Below are 26,303 nucleotides of genomic sequence, written 5' to 3'. Positions count from 1 at the left end.
ATTTCAGTTTGACGCGTCTCGCGGCCAAATCGGCCGGCGAATCAGACGTTTTGTTTCGCCTGGTCGATCAGCGTCCGGATCGTCGCGTCGATTTTCCATTTGCCGAGCGAGGTCCCGCGGAACGAGACTTCCACTTCGTCGTCGCCCGGTTTGCCGTCCAGCTCCAAGTTTTTCGTCTTCACCGTGAACGTGCCGTCCCCGTTATCCGTATAGGTCGCGTCCTTCGCCTCGCCCGCCATGGCCGAGATCGCTTCCTGCTTCACGCCGTCCGCCACCTTCGTGCCGATGGACTTGACGTCCTCCAGCGAGTAGCCGCTGTAGATGACGACGCCCGCGAGAATCGCGACGACGATCAGCCACTTCACGACCGTCTTCACGATCCGGAGGACGAGGAACAGCACGACGAGCGCGATGACGAGCATCAGCCAGTTGTCTTTGAAAAACTGCACCCATGTATCCGTATCGTAGTTAAAGTCAAAGCTCATTTGCGCGCACGCCTCCATTATACCGCCCATAGGTCATTCTACCAACCATTATACCCGAGGACCCTGGGAGCGTAAACCGGCCCCAAGCCCAGACATATCCCGGCCCCGGGCCGCGTACAAGTAGTAACAATCGGTTTGTCCGCCCCGAAGGAGTGATCGCGTTATGAGAACCGCCATCTGGCTGTACCTGTTTCTGTTCGTCGCGTTCTTCGACCTGCACGCCCAATATCCGATCCTGACCCCGTTCGCCGTGTCGCTCGGGGCCGCGCCGTCGTTCATCGGCCTGATGATGGGGCTGTATTCCATCACCCATCTGCCCGGCAATCTGATCGCGGGCGTCGGCGTCGACCGGTTCGGAAGCCGGTTGTTCATCGTCTTCAGCCTCGGGGCCGCCGGCGCCATCCTGCTCCTGCAATCCCACGTGACGAATCCGTGGCAGCTGCTGACGCTTCGTTCCGTCAGCGGCTTCGTGCTGGCGTTCCTCTCGCCCGCCTGCATGTCGCTGCTCGCGCGGATCGCCACGAGCCGCATCCGGCAGCGCAAGCTGATGGCCGGCAACGGCTTCATCCACACCCTCGCCTCCGTCGTCTCGCCGGCCGCGGGCGCTTACCTCGTGGCGCAGATCGGCTTCACGACGGCCTTCAACGTGCTCGGCTGGATTCTGATCGTCACGGCGACCTGCGCGCTCTTCTTCATTCGCGACGTTCCGGCGCAGATGGCCGTTCCGTTGTCCGGCGGCGCGCAGGCGAAGGCCGGCGCGGAAGCGATCGGCATGCGCGGCGAAGCGGCGAAGAAGAGCGGGAAGACGCCGGCCGTTCCGTGGCTCATCTTCCTGCTGCCCGTCGCCATGAGCTGCGCCCAAGGCATCCTGTCCTTCGAGCTGCCGCTCATGTCGACGACCAAGGAAGGCATGATGACGACGGGACTCCTCTTCTCCATCGTCAGCCTCGGCGCGCTGTTCACGCTCAGCATGCTGTTCCTGAACAGGCGCTCGCCGTTTCAGCGTTCGCTGTGGGGCGCCTTCCTGCTCGCGCTCGCTTATTTCGCGATCGCCGCGGGCGTGCCGATCCCGTTCTACGCGCTGCTGTTCGTCCTCGGCATGGCCAAGGGCGTCATCTTTCCCGCGCTGTCTTCCCTGCTGATCGAGCGCAGCGGCGGCGAGCGATACGGCCGCGTGTTCTCCATCCTGTCCATCGCCTTCTCCGTCGGCGCCTTCCTCGGCCCGATGCTGGCGGGCCAGCTGCGCGATTTCGTCTCGCCGTACTACATCGCGTTCGTCGGACTCATGATCGCCGTGTCCGTGCTGCCCTTCTACGCCGACACCCCGCGCACCCGAGACCGCGCCGACGCCCATTTTTCGCATTCTGGGTAAGCGCACAGGGCTGTTGTCACTCCGGGGCATATAGTACTGTGTGGCAAGCGGCAGTGATGCTTCGCGCAGAACGCCAGACGCCTTAGTCCTCCATAGGCGAAAGAGGGGTGACTCACAATGTCCGTAGAGGGAATCCACGGCCATCACGGCTTCGGTCATATCGGCATTATCCTCGTACTCTTCATCCTGCTCGTAATCGTATTCAGCGGCTGCTTCTGCTAGGACCAATTCGACGTGAATAGACGGCTCGCCGGACGACGGCGGGCCGTCTTTCCGTTTCCGGCGCAAATGCGGTAAGATGGCGGTAAGAGGTGAACGCCATGGACATCGCCCTGATCGTGGAAGGCAAAAACGACCGCAGCCGGCTGCGGCGCGTCCTGAACGCGGACGTGCCCATCCTGTGCACCCACGGCACGCCGGGCGCGCTGCAAATCGACAAGCTCCGCCGCGAAGCCGGCGACAAACAGATCTACATTTTTACCGACAACGACTCGTCCGGACGGCGCATCCGCGGCATGCTGCGCGACGCCTTCCCCGACGCCGGGCACATCCATACCCGGCGCGGCTATCCCGGCGTGGAGAAGACGCCGGAAGAGTACTTGATCGAACAATTGGAAAAGGCGGGCCTCGAAGCGTATATCGAGTACCCGCCCGAGAGCGGCGCCATATGGTCGAAGGAGGACGGCATTTGACCGCCCCGCCGTCAGATGCGGAGGAAATAAATCACGGCCGTTACCGTCGCGATGCTGAGCGTCGCCGACAGCAGCACGACCTGCGACGCGAACTCCGGCTCGTTGTCGAATTCGACGGCGAGCAGCACGCTGGACAGCGAGGTCGGAACGGACGAGGACACGATGAGCGCCTTCGCCATCAAGGCGTCGACGGCCGTGAAGCCGTTCGTCCGCATCAGCCAGACGACCGCCAGCGCGAGCAGCGGGCCCCCGATCAGCCGAAGGCCGCAAGCGAGCAGCACGTCCTTCATCTTCGGATGGCGGAACGTCAGCTTTATGCTGCCGAGCTGCACGCCGAGCGTGATGAGCGCCGTCCCGATGAAGGCGTTTGCCAAATAGCCGAGCGGCGTAGACAGCGCCTGCGGAATGGGGACCTGCAGCGTATGGAACAGGAAGCCGAGCGGAATCGCGTAGATGACGGGCTGGCCGAGTATGGTGCGGCGGATGTCCTTCGCCCGCAGCTTATGCGCGTTGACGTTGTAGATGCCGTATGTATTCGGGATGAGCGACTGCATCATCATGATCAGCACCTGCACGGACAGCGTGTACGGGTTCGAAGCGAACGCGAGCTGGTTGAGCGGAATGCCGTAATTCGCGCTGTTGTAGAACAGGACGCTGTTGCGGACCGCTCCCCGCATGCCGCCCGGCGTGCCCCGGAGCCGGATCATGACTTCCACGCAGCCGTAGAGCAGGAGCATGAAGACGAAGAAGAACAGCAGCACCTTCAGCAGCACGGACACCGTAATGTCCGTCGTATACAATAAATTAAATATGACGGCCGGAGAGAACAGATAAAAGTTGAGCTTCGACAACGTTTTGATGTCCAAAGAAAAAACCCGATGCAGCGTGATGCCTAAAGCGATCATGACTGACAGCGGGATTACGTTGTTCCACAATATGGAGAGAAATATGGTCATAGGCGCTTATTTCTTGACCAGCGCGTCGATGACGTCCACGATTTTGTCCGCGTTCTGCGTTTCGTCGATGGAACCCGTCAAGTACTTGCGCACCACGCCTTCGCGGTCGACGAACGTAATCACGTCCGAATGCGTGAACAGGTTCGTGCTCGGATCCTTCGCCAGCCCCAAGCCGAAATCCTTCATCAGCTTCTCCGTGTCTTCCTCGCTGTCCTCGCGCAGGAATTTCCAGCCGCCGGCGTCGATGTCGAACTTGCTCGCATACGTCTTCAGCGCTTCCGTCGTGTCCCGCTTCGGATCGAACGTCACCCACATGAACTCGACGTCCTTGCCGAACGTCCCCTTGTCCTTCAGCTTGTCCTGCACCTGCGTCATCAGGTAGGTGGTCGGCGGGCAAATGTCCGGGCAGTTGGCGTAGAAGAAGTAGATCACCCTGACCTTGCCGTTCGTGTCCGCCAGCGTCACCTGATTATTGTCCAGATCCGTCAGCGCGAAGCTCGGCGCCTTGAGGTTCTGGTCCAGGTTGACGGCGCTGCCTTTCGTGGATGAAAGATACAAATAAAGGCCCATCGCGGCGCAAAGCGCGAGCACCGCGATCGCGAATCCATACTTGCGCATGACGCGCATAAAGCGTCTCCCCCTAACCGATCGCTCCATTCGTATCCGCGATCATGATCAGGAACACGACCATCAGATAGTTAATGGAAATGAAAAAGTTCGTCTTCGCCCACTTGGTGGTGTCGCCGGCCCGCACGCCCATGATCGTGTGCACGAGCCAGAGCAGCCCGCCGAGCAGCGAAATAACGAGGAACGTGTAGCCGACGTAGTCGTAAGCGAACATGAAAATCCCCGTCGGAATGAGCAGCACGACGTAAGGCAGCATCTGCAGCTTCGTCCGCGGAATGCCCTTCACGACGGGCAACAGCGGGAAGCCCGCCGCGCGGTATTCCTCCACCCGCCGGATGGCGAGCGACCAGAAATGCGCCGGCTGCCACAGAAACAGCAGGGCGAACAAGATCCACGCGCCTGCGTCGACGACGCCCGTGACCGCGCAGTAGCCGATGACCGGCGGCATCGCGCCGGAGATCCCGCCGATGGACGTGCTCCACGTCGACGTCCGCTTGAGCCACATCGTGTAGATGACGACGTACACGAACAGGCCGAGCAGGCCGAGCCAGCCCGTGAGCGGATTCACCAGCGTGAACAGCACCGTCACGCCGATAACGCCGAGCACGATGCCGTAGACGAGCACCCCGGTCGGATTGAGCCGTTTCGCGGGCAGGGCGCGGTTCTTCGTCCGCTCCATCTTCGTGTCCAACTCGCGGTCCCAATAGTTATTAATCACGCACGCCGATGCCATCGTCAGAGCCGAACCGATGAGCATGTACAGCAGCAGCAGCCAATCGATATCCCATTTGGAAGCGACCCAGAACCCGCCGAAAGCCGCGATCGCGTTTAAGCGAATGATGCTCGGTTTTGTCAGGGCCACATAATCTTTAAGCACAGCCAGCCTCCCCGCTTCCGATCCCGATGAGCGTCGTATCGGCGCTCATTTCTATGTTTTAAAATCGTTTTTAATCATACCGAAAAAACAAGCTCTTGACAATGTTCGCGGTTCCTGTTCATGAATTTGACACCGGTTGGAACCATTTTGCCCAGAGCCCCATACAGTGTCAATGTGGTTCATGGCCCACCTGAACGAAAGGAAGCGGAAGCTTCGGCGACGGCGGTCGTCAAGTCCGATTCGGAAGAAGCGAAGCCGGCCCGGCTTCTGCGCCCCGAAGCCGAACGCGTGTCCGGCAATTGCTTGGCCCTCCGCAACATCCGCACGATTCAGCAGATGGTCTACCGGAGTCCGGGCGGCAGCCGGCCGGCGGCCCGGCGGGAACAGCGGCTGGTCGATAAATATAAAGCCCATTGCTTCTACGCGCCCGAGTCTTTCGATTGTCCTGCGGTTTATGAACAAAGTCACCTATTCAAGAAAGCGAGGAATTACATCTTATGTCTAACGGTTACGGGTTCAACACAGCGGTAAGCCCTGCAAGCACGGGCGGATTCCCGGGTTACGGCTACGGCATGCCGATGCAGATGCCGACGACGCTGCCGGCACAGATGCCGACCCAAATGTCGTCGCAAATGCCGGTCCAGCTGCCGGTGCAAATGCCGGTCCAAGCGCAAAGCCAGGGCATGGGCATGTCGCCGCTCGTTGCGGGCGCGTCGGCGCAGCCGCCTATGATCCCGAACGGCTCCTTCATCGCGGCCGGCGGCGGTAACGTCGTCGGGGGAGCTTCGGAAGAATCCTACGTCGAGAACATTCTGCGGATGAACCGCGGCAAAATGGCGACGTTCTACATGACGTACGAGAACAATCGCGAATGGAACGCGAAAGTGTTCCGCGGCGTGATCGAGGCCGCCGGCCGCGACCACATCATCATCAGCGATCCGTCCACGGGCATGCGCTACCTGCTGCTGACGCTGAACCTCGACTACGTCACGTTCGACGGCCCGATCAACTACTCGTACACGTTCAACGGCGTGACGATCACGAACAACACGGCACTGCCTTCGTCGCCTACGACGAATTCCGCTCCGCTCGGCCGTCCGTAACGGGCTTGAACGTCCAGGCGTGGATTTTCGCCGCGCCGCCCGGCACCCAATCCGCCATATGGCGCCAAGAAGAACGCTCCCCGCAGCGTTCTTTTTTGACGTTCTCCGCCTCCTCCAGGCTGCCCGCGTCCCATACCTCGACGAACAGCAGCGGCTGGTCGGTGCCTTCGTACAGCGCGAAGCCGGGCGCTTCCGAACGCTTGTCCGCGATCCAGGCGCGGTACTGCGCCTCGGCTTCCGGCGCGATCCGATATTCGACGAAACAGATGTACATGAATTTCAGCCTCCCGTTATAAACGCCCACGATTCGGAAAATACTTAAGCGTACATATATGAAGTATACACCATTGCATCAGTCCATTTTCGCATACGCACGTAAGGAGGTTCTCAGCTATGGATAGCGGAACGCATTTGGTCGTAGGCATCGGGCTCGCGGGTCTGGCCGCCGTCGACCCGGTCGTCGCCGGGGATCAGACGCTGTACGCCGCCGTATTGATCGGCACGGTCGTCGGCTCGCAGGCGCCCGATCTCGACGGGGTGCTCCGGCTCAAGAGCAACGCCGCCTACATCCGTCACCACCGCGGCGCGTCCCACTCCATTCCCGCCGTCGCGCTTTGGACGATCGCCATCACCCTGCTCATCGAAGCGATCTTCCGTTTCCGTCTACCGTGGGTCCACGTCGGCGGCTGGGTGCTGCTCGCGGTATGCGTCCACGTCTTCTCGGATTTGTTCAACACGTACGGGACGCAAGCGGCCAGGCCGTTTACGCAGAAATGGATTTCGTGGAACATCATCCATATTTTCGATCCGGTCATCTTCGTCTCGCACCTTATCGCCATCGCCTTGTGGGCGCTCCGGGTCGGCGACCCGGCGGTCATCTTCCCGCTGCTGTACGCTTTCCTGATCGTGTACTACATCTGGCGGACCGTGACTCACCGGACGCTTCAGCGGCGGCTCGCCCGGATCGATCCCGATTATCGGCCCGGCGACAAGCACATTCTGATTCCGACGATTTCGCTGCATGACTGGAACGTCGTCAAACGCCGGCCGGACGGCCACTTCTTCATCGGGGATTTCCGGCAGGGCAAGCTGCGCTGGATCGACAGCGCCCGCTGCGAAGACCATCCCGCGATCGACAAGTCCCGGAACGATCCGTCCATCCGCGCGTTCCTGTATTTCACCTCCTTCGCCTGCGCCGACGTGCAGGAGCATCCCTGGGGCTATGAAGTCCGCTGGTCGGACGTCCGCTACCGGCACCGAAAGCAGTATCCGTTCGTCGGCGTGCTGCTGATGGATAAGGAGCACAAAACGCTCGGCTCGTACGTCGGCTGGCTCAGCGACGAACGGCTGCAGAAACGGCTGCGCATGAACACGTATTGACTCGGAAGGCCTCTTCTTGCAAAATAGAAGAGGCTTTTGCGCGTCCGTTCATGCAAAAACAGAAGCTCAAGGTTGCCCTTGAGCTTCTGGCCGTTGCTTCTTCGATCCGGTTATGGATTAACGGAACTGCGAGGAACCGGAAAGTTGTTGCTCGGCGATTTGGACCAGCTTGCGCGTGATGTAACCGCCGAGGGAGCCGGCGTCGCGCGTCGAGAAGTTGCCATAGTAGCCGTCTTGCGGGATTTGGATACCCAGCTCTTGTGCCGCTTCGTATTTCATTTGCTGAAGAGCTGCGTTTGCTTGCGGTACAACCAACGTATTGCTGTTTCCGTTGTTACGTCCTGCCATGTTGTAATTTCTCCTTTCAACTCTTACGATGGTGTGTTGCAAACTTATTATGATTCGATCGCGAGGAGAATATGCTAACCTTGCGCAAATATTTGACGAGCCAAAGGAGTAGGTATTCGTGTCCAAGCCCATGGCGTTGTTTTTCGCCGTTTTCTCCGTGCTGCTTATGTGCGCCACCGCTATTTCCATCAGCTATAGCGGCTGGCTCGCGCTCTTGTTTTTCGTCCTGACCGTCTTCAGCATCGGAGCCGGATTCATCGTCAGCGCCAAAATGAGACGCCGCAGACAAGGGTAATCCCCCTTCTGCGGCGTTCTTCTTTCTTCCCTATGCGGCCGCCTTGCGGCCCAAGCTTGCGAGTCGATCAGCGGGGCAGCAGGAAGCCCATGCGTTCCTTCGCCGCGCGAAGGGTCTCGTTCGCGACGGCCGACACCTGCTCCGCGCCCCGCTTCAGGATGTCGTGGATTTCCCCCGAGCCGCGGATGTCCGCATACCGCCGCTGAAGCGGTTCCAGTTTCGCCACGACGTGCTCCGCCAAGTCCTTCTTGAAGGCCCCGTAGCCTTGCCCATCGTAACGAGCCGCGATGTCGTCCAGCGTCATGTCCGCGCAGTGCGCGTAGATGCTCATCAAGTTGCTGACCTCCGGCTTCTCGGCCGGATCGAACCGTACCTCGCGCCCGGAGTCCGTGGTGGCCCGGCTGATCTTCTTGCGGATGACGTCCGGCGGATCCAGCAGGGCGATGTAGCTGCCCGGGTTCGGGTTGCTCTTGCTCATCTTCTTCGTCCCGTCGTCCAGCGACATGATGCGCGCGCCGACCTTCGGAATGTACGGATCCGGAATGGTGAACGTGTCGCCGAAGCGCTGGTTGAACCGCTGCGCCAGATCGCGCGTCAGCTCCAGGTGCTGCTTCTGGTCGTCCCCGACCGGCACCAGGTCCGCGTTGTAGAGCAGAATGTCCGCGGCCATCAGCGTCGGATACACGAAGAGGCCTGTGCCGACGGACTCCTTGCCGCTCGACTTGTCCTTGAACTGCGTCATCCGTTCCAGCTCGCCCATGTAGGACAGCGTCGTGAACAGCCAGCCCAGCTCGGCGTGCGCCGGCACGTGGGACTGCGCGAATACGCTCGCCTTGGCCGGATCGATGCCGGCCGCGATGAACAGCGCCGCGACCGACTCGGTCTGTTCACGCAGGGCCGCAGGCTCCTGCGGCACGGTGATCGCGTGCAGGTCGACGACCATGAAGTAGCACTCGTGGGTTTCCTGCAGCTTGACGAAGTTCTGTATGGCTCCGATGTAGTTGCCCAGGGTCAGCTGACCGCTCGGCTGAATGCCCGATAATACGCGTTTCATGTCTCTACGCCTCCTTGAATGTGAACGCAAAAAAAGCCCTCCGCCGCAAAGGGACGAGGACCGTGGTGCCACCCTAATTCGTTTGCCCGCGTCCCGCTCTTCGCGAATCGTGCCCGCGTCTGCGCGGCAAACCTCCAAGCTTCGTAACGCGAAGCGAAACGGCGATGCATACGGCCGATCCCGGGGATCGCTTTCCTCATCGCGGCTCGGGGATCCATTCGGCCTCGGACGTCCGCGCCGGTTTCCACCGACCACCGGCTCTCTGCAGCATTCGTCCGCGCTTACTTGTTCCCGTCATTGCTTTAGGACGATTATGACGCTCCGGCGCATGGATTGTCAAGTGGAGAAGGACAAGAAGCCCCGAAACGCCGCATAGGATAAAGAGCGCCCGAGTTTGTCCGCGATGCGGGCTGGTTAATGATCAGTAAACGATATCGAGGAGGAGATCCAGATGGCCAATCCTTGGTCGATGCCCGAATCGGAGAAAGCCAGGCTTCCCGATGCCCGAACCGTACCGTCCGCCGGCGCCCGCCCCTCGCCCGCGGCGCAGCCGCGGAAACCGCGGCGCCGCATGGGCGTGCTGTCGTTCTCGAAGCATTTGTACTGCCGGTTCCAGGACGACGACGTGCAGGCGATGGGCGCGCAGCTGACGTATTATTTGATCCTGGCGTTCTTCCCGTTCCTGATCTTCCTGATCGCGGTGCTCAGCTTCGCCGACTTGACGGTGAACGACGTCATCGACCGCATCCGGCCCGTGATGCCGCAATTGTCGGCCCAGACGATCGCGGACTCCTTCAAGGAGATTCAAAACTCGCGCAGCGGCTCCCTCCTCTCGTTCGGCTTGCTGGTCACGCTCTGGTCGGCGTCGAGCGGCGTCGCCGCGATCATGAAGGCGCTGAACAAGGCGTACGACGTCGAGGAGACGCGGCCGTTCTGGAAGGTCAAGGCCTATTCGCTCGTCTTCACCCTCGTGCTCGCGCTCGTGATCGTGTTCAGCCTCGTCATGCTGATCTTCGGCCGCGTCATCGGGGACATGCTGTATCGCGAGACGCGCCTGCCCGGCAGCATCGACGCCGTGTGGAGCATCGCCCAGTTCGCGCTGCCGATCGCCGTGATGGCCGTCGTGTTCGCCGCCATGTACCTGTACGTGCCCAATCTGCGGCTGCGGTTCCGCGAGGTCGTCCCCGGCGCGCTGTTCGCGACGTTCGGCTGGATCGCCACGTCGCTCGCGTTCTCGTTCTACGTCAACAACTTCGGTAACTATTCCAAAACGTACGGCAGCATCGGCGGCATTATCGTCCTGCTCACGTGGCTCTACCTGTCGAGCGTCATCATCGTCCTCGGCGGGGAGATCAACGCCGTGCTGCACTTCGACCGGAACGGCATGACGAAGAACAACTGCAAGCAGTTCGCCATCTCGATCCCGCTGCTGAACCGGCACAAGGACAAGAAAGACCGCGCAACACGGGCAAAATAAACACCTTGACGCCGGCATCGGGGCCGGAGCCGAGCCTGCGGCCATGCGGTTCCGATTTCGCCGCCGCCCGTCGCCGAAGCCCGCCCGCCCATCGGCCGACGCAAAAAGCCGCAGCGCTCACGCTGCGGCTTTCGTCCGTCCCGCTACTGAATCTGCTTCAAATACGCCACCAAGTCTTGGATCTCCTTATCGGACAGCTCCGACGTATGCCCGTGCCGGTCGCCGGCCCGCTTCACGACGTCCTCCAGCGTCGGCGCGCTGCCGTCGTGCAGATAAGGCGCCGTCGCGTAGACGCCGCGCAGCGTCGGGGTGTCGTAGACGCCGCGCGGGCGCTTGTTCGCGAACGCGCCGCGCGCGTCGCCGGCGTAATCGACGTCCGCGCCGTTAACGGTCCCGACGTCGTGCAGGAAGTCCGTATCGGCCGTCGTCAGCTTGCCGTCCGGGCCGACGGCCTTCGCGCTGTCGGTCATTACGTCGGTCGCGTGGCAGGTCACGCACTGCGCCTTGCCCTCGAAGATCGCCTTCCCCCTCTCCGCGTCTTCGGTCAGCTGGCCGTCCGCCGTCCGGAACGGGCTGTGCGGCACCGGAAACGCGTCGGGCATGGTCATGTACGCCTCCAGCGCGTCGAACAGCTTCTGCGCGTCCGCGGGCAGCGGCTTCGCCGGATCGACCTCGCTTAGCCCGCCCATCTCGCCCTGCACCGTATGGATATAGTCATAGAAGTCGTCGCGGCTGCCGTCCCACATGAAGAGCCCCGTCTCGAACGCCAGCGCGTTGCTCGGCACGTTGCGCGGTCCTTTGGCCGTCATGATCGACAGCCGGTCGACCTCGCCGTCGGAATGGCAGGACGCGCAGCTCATCCAATTGTTCCCCGCAAGCGGATTGTCGTCGGAGTTCGCGCTGTAGAACAGCGTCTTCCCGAGCCGCTGCTGCGCGTTCAGCCGGTCCTGCGCGACCAGCTTCACCGGTTCGCCGTCCACGCGGGCCTGCCCGCCTTCTTCGTCCGTCGGCGGCAGCGTCACGACGGTCAGATCGTGCGAGCTCGCGTTATGCACGTACAGCTTGCCGCCGTCCGGCGACAGCGCCATGCCGATCGGCAGATCGCCCGGCAGATGGTGGATGATCTGCCCCGCGCGGCCGCCCCGCGCCAAGTCGAAGACGAGCAGGTCCTCGCTGCCGCCCATGAGCGCGTATGCCTTCTTGCCGTCCGGCGAGAAGACGACGTCCGTCGGGTTGGAGACGATGATCGTCTTGCCGAATTTGTCTTTGACGTCGATCGCCTTGAACAGCTCCTTGCGGGCCTTGGCGTCCTCCTTGCCCGTCCGCGCGTCCACGACGGACAGCGCCGGGAAAATCACTTCCTCGAACTGGACCGGCGTGTCCGTGTTCGTCAGCAGATGCGCTTCCCACAGCGAGCCGCCGTCCGGCGTCAGCCGGACCTGCTCCACCGTGTTCGGCGTGCCCTGGCTCTTCTTCCTGTCGGCGACATCCGGGGAAGGCGCCAGCATGCCGTCGTTTACCCGCTTCATCGTCGCCGTGTCGAAGATCGACGTCTCCGCGGTCAAATAATCGGACACGTACAGCCTCCCGCCGTCCGCCGACAGCGCGAGCGCGCGCGGGTTGACGCCCGCGGCGACGCTGTCCTTGACCTGCCGGCTCTCCGTGTCGACGGCCGACACCGTGCCGGAGCGATAGTTGGTGACGTACAGCGTCCGGCCGTCCGGGCTCGCGACGATGCCGTACGGCTCGATGCCCGTCTTGACCGAGCCGAGCACGCTGCCCTTGGCGACGTCGACCCATTCCACCGAATCGGCATAGCGGCACGTCACGTAGAGCGTCTTCCCGTCCGCCGACAAAGCCAGCTCGCGGGGCTCCTTGCCGACGGCGATTTCCTTCGCGACCTTGCGGTTCTTCGCGTCGACGACGGACACGGTGTTGCTGTCGCCGTTCGCTACGTAGAGCGTCTCCCCGTCCGGGCTCGCGACGATGCTGCTGCCGGATTGGGGAGCCGGGGCCGCCTTTTCCCCCTCCTGGGCGCAGCCGCCGAGCAACGCCACGGCGGCGAGTGCTCCAGCACCCGCCGCCGTCATGATCGCCCGCCGTCCGTTAATCGGTAACTTCGACCGGAAGAAGGATCGGAGCAATCCCATGTTCACCATTTCCCTTCTGAATTTGCGGCACCGTGTCGCCGTCGGTGTTGCCGGAATCGTCGCCTTCCTTGTACGCGTCGCCGGTATCCCAGAATTCGCTGGCCTGCATGCCCTCGTCGAGCTTCGGTCCGTTGACGACATGCTTGAAGAACGTCACGTAGCGCTCTTGAATCGCGCTTTGGTCCAGCGCTTTCGGCGCATCGGCGTCGCCGCTCGTATTCTTCAGGTGTTCGAGCGCCAGACGGAACACCGCGGAGACGCCGCCGGCCGTGAACGCATCGTAGCTGGCTTTGTCGCCGTTCGTCTTGTACGCCTGCAGCCCGTCGTCCCACAGCTTCTCGTCCATGGCCGCGTACAGCTTGCGGGCAGCGTCGCGGTACTTCTCGTCCTCGGTAACGAGGAACGCGGACGTCAGCCCGCGGATGGCGCCGATCTGCGCCTGCAGCGAAGTGTCGGCGCTCGCTTCGCCCTTCGCCGTGTCGTAGCCGGTCACGGCCAGGCCGTCCTTGTTGATCAGCGAATTCAGGATAAAATCCGCCTGCTTCACGATCATGTCCTTCGCCTCGGCGCCTTGCGGCGTCTTCACGCCTTCGGCCGCTTCGCCGTTCGCGTAGCCGACCGGCAAGCCGTCGATCGCGCGTTCGAACATGCGCAGCGCCTCGATCGTATAGCCCGCCTGGAACGTGTCCACCTGCGCGCCCTGCGCGGCGCCGTCCGATTCCGTCACGAACGCGCCGGCTTTCTCGTTCCAGTGCCGGTTCTTCACGTTGTCGAACACGGCCAGCAGCACGTCGCGCGCGACGGTGTACGGGTCCGTAGAGGCGACGTCGTTGGCGTCGTCGGCATCCGTGTTGACGGCCGGTGCCGCCGGGAACGGATCGCCGTCGAAGACGCGCGCGAACGCCGGGTTGCGGTTCGGGTTCGCCGGGCGCTGATCGGCCATGCCGAAGAACTCCGACGCCGGCCAGAGCATCAGCCACTGATCCTGCAGCAGGCTGCGGCCGTCGGATACCTTCAGGCTCTTGACGCCGGCGAAGTCCTTGCTGCCGTCCTCCTCGACGTCGACCGCGTGCGGCAAGTAGCCGCCGGAGGAAGCGGACAGCGCGCCGACCGACTTCGCGGACGCGTTATAGAACAGGTTGTCGCGGACGTACAGCAGCTTGTTCCAGACCTCGTCGGTCAAAATCATCCCCTGCATGCCGTCCACGGAGCTGACGCCGAGCTTCAGTCCCTGGCCGCCTTCCGGCCCTTCCTTCGCCGTCGACGCATCCACTTCTTCGTCGCTCTTCGCGTCGTGGAGGTTGCCGAGGAAGTCTCCGGCCCACAGCGACTGCTTCAGCATCGCGCCGCCATACGCGGCCGGCACGAGCTGCTTCTTCATCTTGTCGCGGTCCCAGCGGAGCGACGCGAAGTTCACTTGGTAATTCGGGATATACGTGCCGTCTTCGCCGTCGGCGAACTTGCCGGTATCGACCGGCTGCGGATATTGCGGATCGCCCGAGGCATATTCGATGAACGTCGGGAACATATTCTGCTGAATGTCTTCCGCGGGCTGGCCGACGCTTTCGGCCATATGCTGGAACCGGGACGCGAGCAGCTCGTTGTTGGAGACGCCGGCCGCCTTCGCTTCCAGCGCGGTCGCCGGGCCGTTCGCCAGATGCAGGCCGAGCCCGGACTTCTCCACGACCTCGTACATGCCCTCCTCGGAATACTCGTACGATTCGATGCCCGCTTTATAGTCGAACGCGGTCGGCTCGTCGATCTTGCCCGCGTCCAGCACGTCGAGATCGACGCCGAGCGACTCCGCCAGCGGTTCGCCGGACAGCTCGAATTCCGCGTAAGCGAACATGTTGCCGGCCGTGTCGAAATTATAGTCCGTCACCTTGACGTGCGCGCCGTCGTTGCTGCAGCCGGCTGCCGCCACCGAGACGGCGAGCAGCGCGGACATCGCGGCGGCTCCGGTCGTTGTTTTGCGCCATTTCATCGAAAGAAGACCCCTTACCTATGAGAGTGAATGGATGGAAGATGATGTCGATCTAATTAACAATGATAATCATTATCACACAAAGCGAATTCTACTCTTTTTCCCCAGCGTTGGCAACGTTTTTTTGCGGACCGCCCAATTTCGGCGCAAAGTTTGTCCTGCTCGCGAACTGGCCCGCATACCTTAATCGTAGCCGCGTTTTCGTCATGCGCCCGATGCGTTTGCGCCGGCGGGAAAGGAGCTTCGGCAACGTGCGCGATTTCCAGCATATTTTCATCAGCATTATTATAGAAGCGTTTCCGTTCATCCTGCTCGGCGTCCTCGCGTCCGCCGTGCTGCAGGTGTTCGTGTCCGACCGGCTGATCGCGCGGCTGACCCCGCGCAACCCCGTCGCCGGCGTGCTCTTCGGCTGCCTGCTCGGGCTGCTGCTGCCGCTATGCGAGTGCGGCATGATTCCGATCGTCCGGCGGCTCATCCGGAAGGGCATGCCGCCCTACATCGGCATGGTGTTCATCTTCGCGGGTCCGGTTCTCAATCCGATCGTATTCGCCTCCACCCTGGGCGCGTTCGCCGCCGAGCCTGCGATCGCCTATGCCCGGATGGGCCTCGCCTTCTTCGTCTGCCTGCTGCTCGGCTTCGCGCTGTACGCGTTCATGAAGCGCAATCCGCTCAAGTTGGGCCTGCACTCCTTCGTCTCGCCCGGCCGCCGGCCGGACGGCGATTACCAGTACAACCACGGCCGTGCGAACGGCGGCGTCGCGGAAAGGGTTCAAGCGACGTTCACGCACGCGTCGGAGGAATTCTTCGATATCGGCAAATATCTGATCATCGGCGCTTTCGTCGCCGCGCTCGCGCAGTCGTACGCCGATCCGGATCTCCTGACGGCCGTCGCCGGCTCGCCCGCGCTGGCCTCGCCGTTCATGATGGCGGCCGGCTTCGCGCTGTCGCTCTGCTCGACGTCCGACGCGTTCGTCGCCTCGTCGTTCCACGGCGTCTTCGGGCCCGGCGCGCTGCTCGCGTTCCTCGTGTTCGGCCCGATGGTCGACGTCAAGAACGTCCTGCTGCTCTTCTCCGCCTTCCGCAGCCGCACGATCGTCGGCATCATCGCGTTTCTGATCGCCGCGGTCTGGATCGGATCGCTGCTGACGGAGAAACTCGTATTCGGATCCTGAATCCCATGCACCTAATGAACCGCGCGAATCCCGCGCATCCCGAAGAAGGAGGTCATGCGCCATGCCGCCCTTGTCGACCCGGCAGCGAAGAACGATCGCGCATCATTTGATCCGGTGCTGCATCCTCGCCGCCTTCGGCTTCTACATCGTCTTCCTGACGCGCGCCGGCGCTCTCGTCCGCTACGTCGAGCCGAATCTTGCCACGGCCGTCAAGCTGTCCGCGATCGGCCTGTTCGCGACGGCCATCTACCAGCTTCACGCCGCGCTCCAGGAATGGCAGGGCACCTCGGCCGCCGCCTGCGACTGCAACCACGAGCCGCCCGCTTCCCTGGCCGCCAACTTGCTCGTCTACGGGCTGTTCCTGCTTCCGCTCGCGCTTGGCTTCGCGTTCTGAGCTGCCAATAATTACATCGCGATCCGGAGCGGCGCCGCCGAATAAACGCTTCCAGCGCACCCATACTAAGGGTACGCGAAGGAGGTGAAGACGAATGGCGAACAACCGCAGCAGCAACTCCCTGCTCGTCCCGCAATGCAACGCGGCGCTCGATCAAATGAAATACGAGGTGGCCCGCGAAATCGGCGTGTCGATCCCGCAAGACGGGTATTACGGCATGATGGCGACCCGCGACGCCGGCGCGCTCGGCGGAAACATCACGCGCAGACTCGTGCAAATGGCGGAAATGCAGCTTGCAGGAAGAGCTTCCCGGTAACGGCCAAGCGATGTTCCTCCAAGCCAACCGCATCATAGAGACGAAAAAAGCTGCCCCATGAGCCGAGGCAGCTTCTTTGTTATGTATGAAGGCGCGGTCAAGGCGCGTCGCGCAGGGTTTGCGGCCCGTGCTTCGGCGTATACCGGAACATGCCGATCGCCAGATTGTAATTGCTTTCGAAGAGAATGCCGGCCGTCCAGGCGCCCGACCGGACCGAGAAATCGTACATGATCTCCCCGTGCGTCCAGCTGCGCTTCAGCTTGATGGAATCGACCGCCATCTGGCGGAACGCCTGCACCTGCTCGCGCGTCATCCCCTGCTCCGCCGGCCCGATCCGTCCGTTTTTGCTTTCGATGGGGTTATGGCGAACGCCGTACTTCCCGACGACATTGTTGCGGATTTGAATGATTACGGTTCCCGCCAACGAATGAAGCAGTTCGTCTTCCAACTGTCTAAACACGAAATCGATTTGCCGAGATAAAGGCATTGCCTCCAGATTCACTATTCCCGCCTCCGTCGTCTGTTTTAGATGAATTTTCCATCTCATCCAATGGTCCCATTATAGGACAACATTCCCAATCTTACAACAGTTTTTTACAAATACCTTACAGCTATTTCGGTTCTTTCGACACCTGACCCTGAACATATTACAGTACTTTCGACATGAGTCGATCGAATCGAACCGGTTTAGACGAATATAGACAAAAAGCACTGCAATGCTATAATAGGATTATTCCAAAATTAGGAGGAGCGAGCCTCATGCCATGGTTCTCTTCATTATCGATTCGTAATAAACTGCTGACGGGCTGCTACGCCATCGTCGCGCTGTTCGCGATCGCCTTGCTGCTCGGATTGGCGATTACCGGCGGCAGCATGCTGCTCGGCCTCTGCATCGTCGCGATCGCCGCAATCGTCGCGTATCCGCTTGTGCGCGTGATGGAGACAGCGCTTACATCTTCCATCCAGGACATGACGTCCATCGCGTTCGGCATCGCCAAGGGCGACTTCACGCAGAAGGTAGACGTATCCTCCTCTTCGCTCGGCGAGCTCGGGCATTCGTTCAACAGCATGGTGGACAAGCTGCGCGACATCTTGAAGGAAACCTCGACGATCTCGCGCGTCGTCAACGATACGAGCCGCAGCATTTTCGATAAAAACGTCGAGCTGAAGCAGGTTATGGAGCAGGTTGCCGCGTCGGCCGGCGAGCTGGCGACCGGAGCGGGCGAAATCTCCGAGGACGTCGGCGACATGGCCGAATCCATCCGCGAGATCGAAGACAAGGTCGGCGCCTACGCCCACGCGACGCAGGAGATGAACGCGCGCTCCGAGCAGACGCTCGGCCTCGTCGCCCGCGGCCGCCAGGCCGTCGACAGCCAGGCGCAGGGCATGACGCGCAACATCGAGGCGACGGCGCAGGTCGCGGCCACGATCGAGGATCTGGCGCGCAAGGCGCAGGGCATCTCGTCCATTACGCGCACGATCTCCGACCTGGCGGAACAGACGAACCTGCTGTCGCTGAACGCCTCGATCGAAGCGGCCCGCGCCGGCGAGCACGGCCGCGGCTTCGCCGTCGTCGCGCAGGAGGTCCGCAAGCTGGCCGAAGAATCCACTTCCTCCACGAAGGAAGTCTTCACGCTCGTCCGCGACATCGACGCCGGCGTGCGGCAGGCGATCGCGAACATCAAGGTCAACGAAGAAGTCGTGCAGCTGCAGATGCACATGCTGCGGGATTCCGAGCACGTCTTCTCGGAGCTTGTCGGGAGCGTCGAGTTCATCACGGCCGAGATCGCCCGCTTCTCCGCCGAGAGCGACGCGATGCTCGAAAGCGCGCGGAAGATTTCCGAAGCGATTCAGAGCATCTCGGCTATCACGCAGCAGTCCGCGGCCGGTACGGAGCAGGTGTCCGCCGCCATGAACGAACAGATCGGCTCCGTCCAGGCGGTCGTCTCCGAGACGGAGAAGATGCAGCAGATCGTCATGCAGCTGCAGCGCACGATGTCGATATTCAAAATCTAATCCGCGTCCGCCCGCAACATCCCTGACGTCCCGCACCCGCGACGCGGAAAAAGCCGCCCCCGGTCTAAGCCGGGGGGCGGCTCTTTCGTCTGCTTGCTTATCGTGCCGGGACGCGCGCGTCTGCCTGCGTGACTTTACGTTACTCGCGCAGCTCTACAGCCCTTTGCCGTATTCGTAGCCGATCGCGCCCAAGAACGCGCGCGCCAGCACGGCGTGGCCGATCTGGTTCGGGTGGACGCGGTCCCAAGCGAGCGTGCCGGCGTAGAGATGCTCCAGCACGGCATTGAACGCCGCCTGCGTGTCGACGAACAGCGTGCCGTACTTCTCGGCCACGCGCTTGACGGCCGCGCCGTAGCGGTCCATTTGCGCCCGCATGAGGTCGTTCTCGTTCGATTCGATATAGAACGGCGTCATCAGCACGAGCCCTTTCAGCTGCGGCAGCGTCGCCGCGACGAGCGATTCCAGCGTCGCTTCGTACTCGTCCAGGTACACGTGCGATTCCTTGATCGTCGGCGAATCGAACTGCCGCCAGACGTCGTTCGTGCCGATCATGACCGACAGCCAGTCCGGTTTTAGGTCCGTCACGTCGGTCTGCCAGCGTTCCTTGAGATCGCGCACGTTGTTGCCGCCGATCCCCATGTTCGTCACGCGAATGCCGCGCTCGGGGTAGGCCGCCGAGATCAGGGCGTCGACGAGGCCTACGTAGCCTTTGCCGATCGCGTCGAACAAGCCTTCCCCGACCGGTCTCGCCCGGCCGCAGTCGGTGATGGAATCGCCGATCATGACCAATCTTTCGTTATTGCCGATAAGCATGCCGCGTCAGCCTCCTCTTAATAATCGCCCAGGAAGAATCGAATCGTCTTGTCGTTGAAGCCCGGCAAGCCTTCGTGGCCGAAGTCCGGGTAAATCTCCAGCCGCTTCGGCGCGGTGATCTTGTTGTACGCGGCGAATTGCGTCGACGGCGGGCAGATCGTATCCATGAGGCCGACGCCCATCATCACCTCGCCCCGGATGCGGTTCGCCAAATGCTGAATGTCGATGTAGCCGAGCTTCGTGAAGATCTCGTCCTCCCGCTTATGCTGCGGATCGAAGTGGCGGAAGTACGTGCGCAGCTCCGCGTACGCGTCCTTGGCCAGGTCCATTTGCCATACCCGGCGGTAGTCGCTCAGGAACGGGAACACCGGCGCCAGCTTCTTGACGCGCGGCTCAAGCGCCGCGCAGGCGATCGTCAAAGCGCCGCCCTGCGAGCCGCCCATGGCATAGACGCGCTCCGGATCCACTTCGGGGCTGCCGAGCGCGATGCCGGCCAGCTGCGCGCAATCCAGGAAAACGTGCCGGAACAGCAGCTCGTCCGGATGATCGTCCAGCCCGCGGATGATATGGCCGTTCAGCGTCGTGCCCGTTACGCCCCCGCCGTCCTGGGAATATCCGCCCTGTCCGCGGACGTCCAGCGCGAAGATGGAGAAGCCGAGCGACACGATGCCCAGCTTGTCCGTCCAGTCGCCGGCGTTGCCGCTGTAGCCGTGAAATTGGACGACCGCCGGATGCGGCCGTTCCGCAAGGCGCGGACGCGCGTACTTGGCATGAATCCGCGCGCCCCGGACGCCCGTGAAATATAAATCGAAGCATTCGGCCGACGGCGTCTGGAATTCGCTCGGCACGAGCTCGACCGCGGCATCGACGGCGCGCATCTCCGCCAGCGCCCGTTCCCAGTAATCGTCGAAATCGGCTGGCCTCGGATTAAGTCCTGAATACGTTTGCAATTCCTTGAGCGGCATATCGATCGTTGGCATCGGAACGCTATCCCCTTTTTCGCGTGATCGGTTCCTTCTCATGTTACGTCTTCAATGCAACGCTGTAAAGTGCCGATTCCGATTTTCGTGAATGCGCGATTACGCAGGCGGGCAAAATGACATCATGAAGGAGGGACGGCCATGCGAAGATGGGGGGAAGCGCGAAAAGCGCTGCTGCTGGCGGCATGCTTGCTGCTGGCCGCGTCCGCGGGGGCGGAGCCGGCAAGCGGCAAGCGGTCCGCCGCGGCGGGAAGCGAATACCGTCCTCAAGCGCAGCATCCGTCCGAAGAGACCGGCGCCTTCTCCGGCGCCCAGCGCCCCAAGAAGAAGAAGCCCGCGATTTCGTGGGTGGCGCTGCAGCAGCGCTACCCCGGCGCCTTCGTCATCGGCGGCTCCCGGCGCTTCCGCCGGGTCGCGCTGACGTTCGACGACGTGCCGGATCCCCGTTACACGCCGCAGGTGCTCGAGACGCTGGCGCGCTACAAGGTCCGGGCGACGTTCTTCGTCGTCGGCCAGCGCGCGGCCGCCCACCCCGCGATCGTGCGGCGGATGCAGCGGGAAGGCCACATCATCGGCAATCATTCCTTGAACCATCCCGTCTTCTCGCGGATCTCGCAGTACGCCATGCAGCAGCAGGTGCTGCGGACCGACTGGATTCTCCGGCCGCTCGTCGGCTACAGCCCGAGATTCGTCCGTCCGCCGTACGGCGAGATCACGCCGGCGCAGGTGGAATGGCTGAGCGGCAAGGGCTTTACCGTCGTCAACTGGGACGTCGACTCCGAAGACTGGCGAAGCATCGACAGCGGCGCCATTCTCATCAACATCAAGCGGACGCTGCAGCCCGGCTCGATCGTCCTGCAGCATGCCGGCGGCGGCACGGGGCAGGATCTGTCCGGCACGATCGCGGCGCTGCCGCGCCTGATCAAGCTGCTGCGGAGCAAAGGCTACGCGATCGTGACGCTGCCGGAGCTGCTCGGCCGTCCGGCGGCCCGCCGGCTGCCCTGAGCGGGCCGTACGGCTCGCTTTCGCCGAGCCCCCCGCGCACGGAGACGATTGTCGCGCTGCCCGCGAAGCGCGACCGCGAACGAATAAACGCAAGCACAAAAAACGGCAGCCCCCCGGGCTGCCGTTTATCGTCGTGCGATTATTATTTATTGAGAATGAAGACCTTGACGTTCTGGAACCCGAACTCGCTGGCTTGCTTCTGCGATTGCGGGACGAAAATATCGATTCGGTTGCCGGAGATGGCGCTGCCCTGGTCGGACGCGACCGCGAGCATGCCGCCGGCCGGCAAACCGCCATGGTCGTAGCCGGTGATATACACTTTGGTTCCCATCGGAATGACTTCGGGATCGACCGCGATCGTTCCGAGCTTAAGCGGATTGCCGAAGTAGTCGACGGGGCCCCAGCCGTTCTCGGAAGCCGCTGCCGTATAGGCGCTTGCTTTGACCGTCTTGACGTCCGAGTAGACGTACGACTTGCCGTTCACCGTCACGCGGTCGCGCTGCGGCTTTCTGGCGACCGATGGCTTGACGGTCGTTTTCTTGACAGTCGTTTTCTTGACGGCCGTCTTCGTGGCTTTCGAAGCGGTCGCTGCCGCTTTCTTCGCCGGCGCTTTCTTGGCCGCCTTCGGAACGGATTGCTTCGCCTCGGCCGCCGGGGCTTTCTTCGCAATGGCAGCTTTGGCTTCCTGCTTCAGGACGCGCGCAGGACCCGCGGTCTTCACTTTCTCGGCCGCCGGGATGACCAGCATCAAGCCGTCGTAGATGTTGCCGGCTTCCACGAACGGGTTTGCCTGCTGCAGCAGATCGACGCTGACGCCGAACTTTTGGGACAGCCTCCAGAACGTGTCGTCGTTCTGTGCTTTGTACGTGCCTTCCGCGTGCGCGGCTGCGCTTTGGGCGAAAATGACGAGGCCGAGCGCGGCGGCCACGATGCCCTTCTTCCAATGATGACGATTCATGTTGTCGGTTGCCTCCTTAGGATTTACGGTCGCATGCCCGGAAAGCAGGCATAAGAACGTCATTACGAAGAGGACAGATCCGCCGAGCGAGTGCGGAACGAAGACGCCATCTTCGCATGCGGCCTACGAGGTTAGTTGTCGGATTCGGGTCGAGGAGTTCGACCCTACGCGCGGAACGCGCGATTCACCCCAGCGCCAAAAGCGCGGTGAACCCGTCATGTGATACGCATCAGATGACGGGAACGGAGCAACGTGACTTGCTCCCAAAAGATCCCCCGTACGAGTTATCGTTTCGGCTCGCGTAATAGGATAACACAGCTGCTTCGGCCAACCTACCGGTAAATTCGCCCAGCAGGCCGGACCGGCGCATCGTTTCACTCGTTTTTGGGCAAGGAAATCGTCACCGTCGTGCCTTTGCCGTGGGCGCTGGCGATGTCGATCTTGCCGCGGTGGCCTTCGATGATGCGGTAACAAATCATGAGGCCGAGCCCCGTTCCGCCGTCCTTCGTCGTGAAGAACGGGCCGCCGAGCAGGGGCAGCTGCTCTTCCGGAATGCCGACGCCCTGGTCCTCGATCGACACCGCGATGTCCCGGCTCCCGGCCGACGTCAGCCGGATGGCGACGGTTCCGCCCTGCGGCATCGCCTCGATCGCGTTCTTGAGCACGTTGACGAACACCTGCTTGAGCTGATTCTCCTCGCAGAGGAGCTCCGCCGCTTCGGCGTCGTAGCTGGCGGACAGCTGCACGTTGTTCATGATCGCCTGCGTCTCGAGCAGCGTCAGCACGCTTTGGATCGTCTTGATCAGGTCGTGCCGGCGGAACTGGTTCGCCTGCGGCTTGGCGAGCGCCATGAATTCCTGCACGATGGCATTGATCCGGTCCAGCTCCACGAGCATGATGTCGAAATAATCGTGGTAGCTGTTGATCCTCGTTTTGAGAAATTTGGAAAATCCGATCAGAGACGTAAGCGGGTTGCGAATCTCGTGCGCGATGCCGGCCGCCATCTGGCCGACGACCGACAGCTTCTCGGATTGGATGAGCGCCTCCTCTTCCCGCTTCCGGTCGCGGATATCGCGGAAGACGCTCTGCACGACCGTCCCTTTGCCCGGATAGTCGCGGATGCGGGTGCTCGAGACTTCGACGTCGATGATCTCGCCCGCGGCGCTCACCAGCTTCGACTCCTCGAACTCGTTGGGCTCGTCCGTTCCCAGAATCGCCTTCAGGCGGTGCCACGCCTTCTCGCGGACGTCCGGATGGAGGTAATGGCTTACGAACGGCCTCGCCAGCAGCTCCGCTTCCGTCACGCCGAGCAGGCGCAGTCCGGCTTGGTTGGTGAAGATGACCGTATCGCCGTCATGCACGAAGATCGGCTCCGGCAAATATTTGATGAGCCGGCGGTAGCTCATGGAATCGGGGTGAAGATCGTTCTCCTCCGGTTCCTTGCGCCCGATCGTCCGGAGCGTAAGCGTTCGTTTTAACTTCGAAGCAAGCACGCGATTGCAGTAAACGGCTTTGCGCCTCATGGTCCGATCCATCCCCCGAAACGAGTCTCTTAGGCTTAATTCGCTTCGGATTCGCCAAACCCTGCGACATTAAAAACAATTAATGTTGCGCCATTCCCTTCGTCAGGACGACGATGCCTTCGCCGAAGATCGGCAGGATGCGGTCGAGCAGGATGGCCGTCGGCTCCGTATGGCCGGCATACGTGCTGACGAAGCCCTGGATATAGTAGAACAGCACCCGTGCCCGGTTCGTCGCGGCCTCGCCGCTCTCGCCGCCTTCCGCCTCGGCGGGAGGGACGACCCGATTCAGCGAATCGCGCATCGTCGCGAACAAGCGGTTGCGGATGACGTTGATTTCGAGCGCCGGCGCCGGATCGTCGACCCGTACGGAACCGGACATGAACAGGACCGTATGCAGGCTGCCGCTGCTCAGGCAGAAGACGACGTAGCGGCCGCACACCGCCTTCAGGCGTTCCAGCGGCGACGCGTCCGCCTTCTCCAATTCCTCACGGAAGCCGCGCTCGAGCTCCAGCAGCGACGGAATGGCGATATGCTGCAGCAGCTCCTCCTTGTTCTTGAAATACAAATAGATCGCCGTATGCGAGCACCCCGCCCGCTTCGCGATTTCGCGCATCGTCACGTGCTCGTAGCCCTTCTCGGCGAACAGTTCGGCCGCGGATTGGCGGATCGCCGCCTTCATGTCTTCGGTCATTTGCTTTCTTCGCGTCGTCGTCATCGTTTGCGACAAGCCCCCTTTTATTTGCTAACCAGTGGTTATATCATAAACGGCGCCTCTCGAAATGTAAAGAAAGGCGGCCCCGGAAGGGCCGCCTTTGGCGTAAAGCGCGGTTATAAGCGTTTAGTTCGTGAATTCCTGTACCCATTCGCCGTTGTAGTACGCCACGCCGATTTTGCCGTAGTGGCTGCCCAGGATGTTCGCCTTGTGGCCGGCGCTGTTCATCCAAGCCGTCATGACTTCCTGCGGCGTGCGCTGGCCCTTGGCGATGTTCTCGCCGGCGTAAGAATAGTTCACGCCGTAGGCACGCATCATATCGAATGGCGAACCGTAAGTCGGGGAGTTATGGTCGAAGTAGTTCTTGGCGTACATGTCTTTCGCTTTGTCCATGGCGACCTTCGTCAGCAGCGCGTCGGATTTCAGCGCGGGCAGACCCGCGTTCGCGCGCTCCTTGTTCACGAGCGTCACGACTTGCGAAGCGAATTGGCTCTTGTCCGTCGTGCTCGTGCCCGTGCCCGTGCTTGGGTTCGCGGTCGTGCCCGTCCCTGCGTTCGTGCCTGTGCCCGTGCCCGTATTCGAGCCCGTGCCCGCGTTCGAATTCGATCCCGCGTTCGTTCCCGTGCCCGTACCCGTGCTTGGGTACCATCCGCCGGATGTAGGCACTTTCACGATAATGCCCGGCCAAATCACGTTCGGGTTGGCGATGGACGGATTCGCGCCGATGAGCGCCTTTAGGTCGATGCCGTATTGTCGGGCGATTTGATAAAGCGTGTCGTTGCTCGTCACTTTATACGTTACGGAAGCGTTCGGAGCCGCTGCCTCCGCTTTGTTCAGCGCTGCGCCTCCAAGCGCGATCAGTCCTGCCGCGAGAACGCTTGCGACGCCTACGCGAAACGGTTGCATGTTCATGAAATGATCCTCCTCATGTGCTAAAGTGTTGCCGGCCTTCCGACGCCACCCATGGTAACACGGGAGTAACCTCATGATAACCCCATAAAATCTTCCAGCATGACCTTAATCAAGGCGGGAATCGGGACGGGGATCAGGACTGCAAATAGTAATGCGGCAGCGCTTCGTCGTCCACGTAATCGAGGCTGTCCGCCTTCTTCAGGTTGCATTCCGCGCAGGCGCAGACGCAGTTGGCCGGCGTGGACAAGCCGCCCTTGGACTTCGGCAGCACATGGTCGATCGTGTCTCCGTAATTGCCGCAATACCGGCAGACGTAATCGTCCCGCTGCAGCACGAGAATCCGAAAATCGGCCTTCGTGTACAGCTTGTGGATGAGGCCGGGATGAATGATGCCCGCCGCGCCTTCCTCCACCATCCGGACGGCCATTTCCGTCGGAATTTCCGTCGACCAGCGCTTGCCCGTCTCGCGGCGGCCGCGCAGCCGGATCATGCCGCGGCCGCGGTCGTTCAAGAGCGACGTCTTGAACGAGAAATTGCCCTTTACGGGATGGATGACCCGGTTCGGCGGACGCCGGCCTCCGCCGGACGCCGCCTCGGCATCCCGCCCGGCCTGCCGCTTCGCCGCCTTCCCGCGGCGGCGCTTGCGCTTCCGCTTGCGCAGCGGCGCTTGCTCGGCCGCCGCGTCGCCGGTCCCCGCCGCCG

General features: G+C 62.0%; 28 protein-coding genes, 1 riboswitch and 1 other annotated feature. Of the genes, 11 read left to right on the top strand and 17 right to left on the bottom strand.

What is annotated here, in order from left to right:
• Positions 1 to 41: 41 nt before the first annotated feature.
• On the bottom strand, positions 42 to 485 hold the full coding sequence (locus I8J29_RS13290) for a hypothetical protein (protein WP_208848084.1): 444 nt from the start codon (positions 483 to 485) through the stop codon (positions 42 to 44).
• Between the two features lie 163 nt (positions 486 to 648).
• Here I8J29_RS13290 and I8J29_RS13285 point away from each other — a divergent pair, with 163 nt between their 5' ends.
• Together I8J29_RS13285 and I8J29_RS13280 are read left to right on the top strand one after the other, a co-directional pair.
• Positions 649 to 1,857 (top strand): MFS transporter, encoded by a 1,209-nt coding sequence (locus tag I8J29_RS13285; protein WP_208848083.1) that lies wholly within the window; start codon positions 649 to 651, stop codon positions 1,855 to 1,857.
• A gap of 320 nt (positions 1,858 to 2,177) precedes the next feature.
• Positions 2,178 to 2,549: a toprim domain-containing protein gene (locus I8J29_RS13280; protein WP_208848082.1), complete on the top strand. Its 372-nt coding sequence runs from the start codon at positions 2,178 to 2,180 to the stop codon at positions 2,547 to 2,549.
• A gap of 11 nt (positions 2,550 to 2,560) precedes the next feature.
• Here the strand turns inward: I8J29_RS13280 and I8J29_RS13275 are convergent, their stop codons facing one another.
• From I8J29_RS13275 to cyoE, 3 genes are read right to left on the bottom strand one after another with little or no spacing between them, the layout of a single operon-like run.
• On the bottom strand, positions 2,561 to 3,505 hold the full coding sequence (locus I8J29_RS13275; protein ID WP_208848081.1) for an AEC family transporter: 945 nt from the start codon (positions 3,503 to 3,505) through the stop codon (positions 2,561 to 2,563).
• 6 nt (positions 3,506 to 3,511) lie between these two features.
• Positions 3,512 to 4,132 carry an SCO family protein gene (locus I8J29_RS13270; RefSeq protein WP_208848080.1) on the bottom strand — a complete coding sequence of 207 codons (621 nt, stop codon included), beginning with the start codon at positions 4,130 to 4,132 and terminating at the stop codon, positions 3,512 to 3,514.
• 13 nt (positions 4,133 to 4,145) lie between these two features.
• Positions 4,146 to 5,015: a heme o synthase gene (gene cyoE / locus I8J29_RS13265; RefSeq protein WP_276316282.1), complete on the bottom strand. Its 870-nt coding sequence runs from the start codon at positions 5,013 to 5,015 to the stop codon at positions 4,146 to 4,148.
• A 491-nt stretch (positions 5,016 to 5,506) separates the two neighbouring features.
• On the opposite strand from cyoE, the gene gerQ reads away from it, so the two are divergent.
• Complete coding sequence (gene gerQ / locus I8J29_RS13260) at positions 5,507 to 6,112, top strand: spore coat protein GerQ (protein WP_208848078.1); 606 nt, start codon at positions 5,507 to 5,509, stop codon at positions 6,110 to 6,112.
• Here gerQ and I8J29_RS13255 read toward each other — a convergent pair.
• Complete coding sequence (locus I8J29_RS13255; RefSeq protein ID WP_208848077.1) at positions 6,078 to 6,386, bottom strand: hypothetical protein; 309 nt, start codon at positions 6,384 to 6,386, stop codon at positions 6,078 to 6,080. The genes gerQ and I8J29_RS13255 overlap by 35 nt on opposite strands.
• 119 nt (positions 6,387 to 6,505) lie before the next feature.
• Here I8J29_RS13255 and I8J29_RS13250 point away from each other — a divergent pair, with 119 nt between their 5' ends.
• On the top strand, positions 6,506 to 7,492 hold the full coding sequence (locus tag I8J29_RS13250; protein ID WP_208848076.1) for a metal-dependent hydrolase: 987 nt from the start codon (positions 6,506 to 6,508) through the stop codon (positions 7,490 to 7,492).
• 117 nt (positions 7,493 to 7,609) lie between these two features.
• Here the strand turns inward: I8J29_RS13250 and I8J29_RS13245 are convergent, their stop codons facing one another.
• Positions 7,610 to 7,840 carry an alpha/beta-type small acid-soluble spore protein gene (locus I8J29_RS13245; protein WP_208848075.1) on the bottom strand — a complete coding sequence of 77 codons (231 nt, stop codon included), beginning with the start codon at positions 7,838 to 7,840 and terminating at the stop codon, positions 7,610 to 7,612.
• A gap of 118 nt (positions 7,841 to 7,958) precedes the next feature.
• Here I8J29_RS13245 and I8J29_RS13240 point away from each other — a divergent pair, with 118 nt between their 5' ends.
• Positions 7,959 to 8,135: a DUF5325 family protein gene (locus I8J29_RS13240; protein ID WP_208848074.1), complete on the top strand. Its 177-nt coding sequence runs from the start codon at positions 7,959 to 7,961 to the stop codon at positions 8,133 to 8,135.
• 67 nt (positions 8,136 to 8,202) lie between these two features.
• Here the strand turns inward: I8J29_RS13240 and trpS are convergent, their stop codons facing one another.
• Entirely contained in the window at positions 8,203 to 9,189 is a 987-nt protein-coding gene (trpS, locus tag I8J29_RS13235) for a tryptophan--tRNA ligase (RefSeq protein WP_208848073.1), read from the bottom strand.
• Between the two features lie 46 nt (positions 9,190 to 9,235).
• Positions 9,236 to 9,496 (bottom strand) — a binding site (T-box leader).
• Between the two features lie 144 nt (positions 9,497 to 9,640).
• Here trpS and I8J29_RS13230 point away from each other — a divergent pair.
• Positions 9,641 to 10,666: a YihY/virulence factor BrkB family protein gene (locus I8J29_RS13230; RefSeq protein ID WP_240546157.1), complete on the top strand. Its 1,026-nt coding sequence runs from the start codon at positions 9,641 to 9,643 to the stop codon at positions 10,664 to 10,666.
• Positions 10,667 to 10,809: 143 nt separating this feature from the next.
• On the opposite strand, the gene I8J29_RS13225 is transcribed toward I8J29_RS13230, so the two are convergent.
• Together I8J29_RS13225 and I8J29_RS13220 are read right to left on the bottom strand one after the other, a co-directional pair.
• Positions 10,810 to 12,723 (bottom strand): beta-propeller fold lactonase family protein, encoded by a 1,914-nt coding sequence (locus tag I8J29_RS13225; protein ID WP_338113149.1) that lies wholly within the window; start codon positions 12,721 to 12,723, stop codon positions 10,810 to 10,812.
• 49 nt (positions 12,724 to 12,772) lie between these two features.
• Entirely contained in the window at positions 12,773 to 14,800 is a 2,028-nt protein-coding gene (locus I8J29_RS13220; protein ID WP_208848072.1) for a hypothetical protein, read from the bottom strand.
• A 251-nt stretch (positions 14,801 to 15,051) separates the two neighbouring features.
• Between I8J29_RS13220 and I8J29_RS13215 the strand changes: the two genes are divergently transcribed.
• The 3 genes from I8J29_RS13215 (at position 15,052) to I8J29_RS13205 (ending at position 16,682) form a co-directional block, all read left to right on the top strand.
• A complete protein-coding gene (locus I8J29_RS13215) occupies positions 15,052 to 15,972 on the top strand; it encodes a permease (protein ID WP_208848071.1) in 921 nt (306 codons plus the stop codon).
• Between the two features lie 61 nt (positions 15,973 to 16,033).
• Positions 16,034 to 16,366 carry a DUF1980 domain-containing protein gene (locus I8J29_RS13210; RefSeq protein WP_208848070.1) on the top strand — a complete coding sequence of 111 codons (333 nt, stop codon included), beginning with the start codon at positions 16,034 to 16,036 and terminating at the stop codon, positions 16,364 to 16,366.
• 94 nt (positions 16,367 to 16,460) lie between these two features.
• Complete coding sequence (locus tag I8J29_RS13205) at positions 16,461 to 16,682, top strand: alpha/beta-type small acid-soluble spore protein (RefSeq protein ID WP_090640684.1); 222 nt, start codon at positions 16,461 to 16,463, stop codon at positions 16,680 to 16,682.
• 97 nt (positions 16,683 to 16,779) lie between these two features.
• On the opposite strand, the gene I8J29_RS13200 is transcribed toward I8J29_RS13205, so the two are convergent.
• Positions 16,780 to 17,184: an O-methyltransferase gene (locus I8J29_RS13200; RefSeq protein WP_208848069.1), complete on the bottom strand. Its 405-nt coding sequence runs from the start codon at positions 17,182 to 17,184 to the stop codon at positions 16,780 to 16,782.
• Positions 17,185 to 17,441: 257 nt separating this feature from the next.
• Between I8J29_RS13200 and I8J29_RS13195 the strand changes: the two genes are divergently transcribed.
• Positions 17,442 to 18,698 (top strand): methyl-accepting chemotaxis protein, encoded by a 1,257-nt coding sequence (locus tag I8J29_RS13195; RefSeq protein ID WP_208848068.1) that lies wholly within the window; start codon positions 17,442 to 17,444, stop codon positions 18,696 to 18,698.
• Positions 18,699 to 18,851: 153 nt separating this feature from the next.
• Here I8J29_RS13195 and I8J29_RS13190 read toward each other — a convergent pair whose 3' ends face one another.
• Positions 18,852 to 19,511, bottom strand: a complete 660-nt coding sequence (locus tag I8J29_RS13190; protein ID WP_208848067.1) for an SGNH/GDSL hydrolase family protein — start codon at positions 19,509 to 19,511, stop codon at positions 18,852 to 18,854.
• Between the two features lie 17 nt (positions 19,512 to 19,528).
• Positions 19,529 to 20,491: an acetylxylan esterase gene (locus tag I8J29_RS13185; protein ID WP_208848066.1), complete on the bottom strand. Its 963-nt coding sequence runs from the start codon at positions 20,489 to 20,491 to the stop codon at positions 19,529 to 19,531.
• 141 nt (positions 20,492 to 20,632) lie between these two features.
• Between I8J29_RS13185 and I8J29_RS13180 the strand changes: the two genes are divergently transcribed.
• The gene (locus tag I8J29_RS13180; protein ID WP_208848065.1) at positions 20,633 to 21,496 is read left to right on the top strand and encodes a polysaccharide deacetylase family protein; all 864 of its coding nucleotides are present in this window, start codon (positions 20,633 to 20,635) and stop codon (positions 21,494 to 21,496) included.
• 142 nt (positions 21,497 to 21,638) lie between these two features.
• Here I8J29_RS13180 and I8J29_RS13175 read toward each other — a convergent pair whose 3' ends face one another.
• The 5 genes from I8J29_RS13175 to I8J29_RS33795 form a co-directional block, all read right to left on the bottom strand.
• Positions 21,639 to 22,454, bottom strand: a complete 816-nt coding sequence (locus I8J29_RS13175; RefSeq protein ID WP_208848064.1) for a 3D domain-containing protein — start codon at positions 22,452 to 22,454, stop codon at positions 21,639 to 21,641.
• Positions 22,455 to 22,560: 106 nt separating this feature from the next.
• Positions 22,561 to 22,762, bottom strand: a riboswitch (cyclic di-AMP (ydaO/yuaA leader).
• A 66-nt stretch (positions 22,763 to 22,828) separates the two neighbouring features.
• Positions 22,829 to 23,977: an ATP-binding protein gene (locus I8J29_RS13170; protein ID WP_208848063.1), complete on the bottom strand. Its 1,149-nt coding sequence runs from the start codon at positions 23,975 to 23,977 to the stop codon at positions 22,829 to 22,831.
• 79 nt (positions 23,978 to 24,056) lie between these two features.
• Positions 24,057 to 24,692 (bottom strand): TetR/AcrR family transcriptional regulator, encoded by a 636-nt coding sequence (locus tag I8J29_RS13165; protein WP_208848062.1) that lies wholly within the window; start codon positions 24,690 to 24,692, stop codon positions 24,057 to 24,059.
• Between the two features lie 123 nt (positions 24,693 to 24,815).
• Positions 24,816 to 25,601 (bottom strand): CAP domain-containing protein, encoded by a 786-nt coding sequence (locus tag I8J29_RS13160; RefSeq protein WP_208848061.1) that lies wholly within the window; start codon positions 25,599 to 25,601, stop codon positions 24,816 to 24,818.
• Between the two features lie 133 nt (positions 25,602 to 25,734).
• Positions 25,735 to 26,303, bottom strand: a 569-nt coding sequence (locus tag I8J29_RS33795) for an HNH endonuclease (RefSeq protein WP_240546156.1), incomplete at its 5' end; no start/stop codon positions are given.

The sequence above is a fragment of the Paenibacillus artemisiicola genome (genome assembly GCF_017652985.1).
In the GTDB taxonomy this organism is placed as follows: Bacteria; Bacillota; Bacilli; order Paenibacillales; family Paenibacillaceae; genus Paenibacillus_Z; species Paenibacillus_Z artemisiicola.
Note: the sequence above shows the minus strand (reverse complement) of the source record. Positions and strands in the feature narration are given on the sequence as shown.

Excerpts from the sequence above, each read along its gene's own strand:
- I8J29_RS13220 (WP_208848072.1), bottom strand. The coding sequence starts at position 14,800 with ATGAAATGGCGCAAAACAACGACCGGAGCCGCCGCGATGTCCGCGCTG.
- I8J29_RS13195 (WP_208848068.1), top strand. The coding sequence starts at position 17,442 with ATGCCATGGTTCTCTTCATTATCGATTCGTAATAAACTGCTGACGGGC.
- I8J29_RS13280 (WP_208848082.1), top strand. The coding sequence starts at position 2,178 with ATGGACATCGCCCTGATCGTGGAAGGCAAAAACGACCGCAGCCGGCTG.
- I8J29_RS13165 (WP_208848062.1), bottom strand. The coding sequence starts at position 24,692 with ATGACGACGACGCGAAGAAAGCAAATGACCGAAGACATGAAGGCGGCG.
- I8J29_RS13270 (WP_208848080.1), bottom strand. The coding sequence starts at position 4,132 with ATGCGCGTCATGCGCAAGTATGGATTCGCGATCGCGGTGCTCGCGCTT.
- I8J29_RS13210 (WP_208848070.1), top strand. The coding sequence starts at position 16,034 with ATGCCGCCCTTGTCGACCCGGCAGCGAAGAACGATCGCGCATCATTTG.
- I8J29_RS13250 (WP_208848076.1), top strand. The coding sequence starts at position 6,506 with ATGGATAGCGGAACGCATTTGGTCGTAGGCATCGGGCTCGCGGGTCTG.
- trpS (WP_208848073.1), bottom strand. The coding sequence starts at position 9,189 with ATGAAACGCGTATTATCGGGCATTCAGCCGAGCGGTCAGCTGACCCTG.
- I8J29_RS13285 (WP_208848083.1), top strand. The coding sequence starts at position 649 with ATGAGAACCGCCATCTGGCTGTACCTGTTTCTGTTCGTCGCGTTCTTC.
- I8J29_RS13185 (WP_208848066.1), bottom strand. The coding sequence starts at position 20,491 with ATGCCAACGATCGATATGCCGCTCAAGGAATTGCAAACGTATTCAGGA.
- I8J29_RS13175 (WP_208848064.1), bottom strand. The coding sequence starts at position 22,454 with ATGAATCGTCATCATTGGAAGAAGGGCATCGTGGCCGCCGCGCTCGGC.
- I8J29_RS13180 (WP_208848065.1), top strand. The coding sequence starts at position 20,633 with ATGCGAAGATGGGGGGAAGCGCGAAAAGCGCTGCTGCTGGCGGCATGC.
- I8J29_RS13290 (WP_208848084.1), bottom strand. The coding sequence starts at position 485 with ATGAGCTTTGACTTTAACTACGATACGGATACATGGGTGCAGTTTTTC.
- I8J29_RS13170 (WP_208848063.1), bottom strand. The coding sequence starts at position 23,977 with ATGAGGCGCAAAGCCGTTTACTGCAATCGCGTGCTTGCTTCGAAGTTA.
- I8J29_RS13230 (WP_240546157.1), top strand. The coding sequence starts at position 9,641 with ATGGCCAATCCTTGGTCGATGCCCGAATCGGAGAAAGCCAGGCTTCCC.
- I8J29_RS13275 (WP_208848081.1), bottom strand. The coding sequence starts at position 3,505 with ATGACCATATTTCTCTCCATATTGTGGAACAACGTAATCCCGCTGTCA.
- gerQ (WP_208848078.1), top strand. The coding sequence starts at position 5,507 with ATGTCTAACGGTTACGGGTTCAACACAGCGGTAAGCCCTGCAAGCACG.
- I8J29_RS13160 (WP_208848061.1), bottom strand. The coding sequence starts at position 25,601 with ATGAACATGCAACCGTTTCGCGTAGGCGTCGCAAGCGTTCTCGCGGCA.
- I8J29_RS13245 (WP_208848075.1), bottom strand. The coding sequence starts at position 7,840 with ATGGCAGGACGTAACAACGGAAACAGCAATACGTTGGTTGTACCGCAA.
- I8J29_RS13205 (WP_090640684.1), top strand. The coding sequence starts at position 16,461 with ATGGCGAACAACCGCAGCAGCAACTCCCTGCTCGTCCCGCAATGCAAC.
- I8J29_RS13190 (WP_208848067.1), bottom strand. The coding sequence starts at position 19,511 with ATGCTTATCGGCAATAACGAAAGATTGGTCATGATCGGCGATTCCATC.
- I8J29_RS13255 (WP_208848077.1), bottom strand. The coding sequence starts at position 6,386 with ATGTACATCTGTTTCGTCGAATATCGGATCGCGCCGGAAGCCGAGGCG.